The sequence below is a fragment of the Pleionea mediterranea genome (genome assembly GCF_003148745.1).
In the GTDB taxonomy this organism is placed as follows: domain Bacteria; phylum Pseudomonadota; class Gammaproteobacteria; order Enterobacterales; family Kangiellaceae; genus Pleionea; species Pleionea mediterranea.
On sequence record NZ_QGGU01000031.1, the window covers coordinates 1 to 1,126 of the forward strand.

Annotated in this window: 2 protein-coding genes; one reads left to right on the plus strand and one right to left on the minus strand. The window is 36.1% G+C overall.

Annotation, left to right across the window (positions count from 1 at the left end; all coding sequences use genetic code 11):
• Positions 1-377: formylglycine-generating enzyme family protein (locus C8D97_RS17965; protein WP_146196187.1), on the plus strand; the 377-nt coding region annotated here is incomplete at its 5' end.
• A gap of 77 nt (positions 378-454) precedes the next feature.
• Here the strand turns inward: C8D97_RS17965 and C8D97_RS18235 are convergent.
• Positions 455-1,126, minus strand: a 672-nt coding sequence (locus C8D97_RS18235; RefSeq protein ID WP_170115299.1) for a DUF7738 domain-containing protein, incomplete at its 5' end; no start/stop codon positions are given.

Below are 1,126 nucleotides of genomic sequence, written 5' to 3' on the forward strand. Positions count from 1 at the left end.
CAGTTCAATTTGCAACTGATAATGGTGAGATCGATTATGGTCGGAATGTTAAAGATCATGAAGTATATGGAACGAAGCCTCCTGGAAGTTTTCCACCAAATCCCTTGGGTGTTTATGATATGTCAGGGAATGTGTGGGAGTGGGTGCTAGACTCGTACAGTAGTGGGTTTTATGAGGACAGTCCGGTAAATAATCCAGTTTATGATTTAAAGAGCAAGCGTCGTTTTAAAGTCCACAGAGGTGGAGGAGGATTAGGCGATCATGAGAAATGGTTAGATGTATTTGGAAGGGGACGAGCGAAACCTGATAATATTGGTTTTGGAAATGGTATTCGATGTGGAGTAAATTTAAGTTATCCAGTTGGGACGCCCGGTTAAGGGCGTGCTATAGTTTTTTTGATTTTTCCTGCTGCTCTTGTTGCAGATTCTGGTAGTTTATCGTGCCATCGACTTAATTAGTTGCCAATGGTAAGGGAGCTGGCAGTATTTTTATCAATTAATAGATAAATAAAACCATATTCTTCACCATTCGGACAAATCGTATTATAAGTCCATCTTTCAGGAGTATAAGACTGTCTGAAAGTATTGAAGCCAATGTTCATATTTTTGTATTTATCATAGTTTTCTTTAAAGTACATGTACCGCTTATTTTCTATATCAGAAAAATTAACGTCTCCATCTAATAGTACACCATCTAGCGCTAAAGCATTTTCAAAGTACTCTTTTACTCGGTTGCTCTGTACATACATTTTTGTTTCAATAACACTTTGTATTTCTTCAGCGGCTTTATGGTTTTCTTCTTTAATATATCGATTAAGTTCATCCTGTCGTGATTCAAGTGAAATTGATTCATCAGGGTAGTTAAAAATAAAGCTCAAACTTATTACTTGTGTATCTTTCCAGTTAGTATTTGCATAAATTCCTATCTTATCCCAAATATATCTTCTGGTTGCTCCTCCTTGTCGATAGTTACTTCCTAAAACGTCAATCCAGCTGCTTATGTCTTCACCAAGAACTAGTTCTTTCTCATTGTAAGTTATAGTACAGCCTTCAATAATAAATTTATGGTGTTGATTTAATTCTTTCTTGTTACCAGATGATGATTGGCTTGAACAGCCTATCAGTAA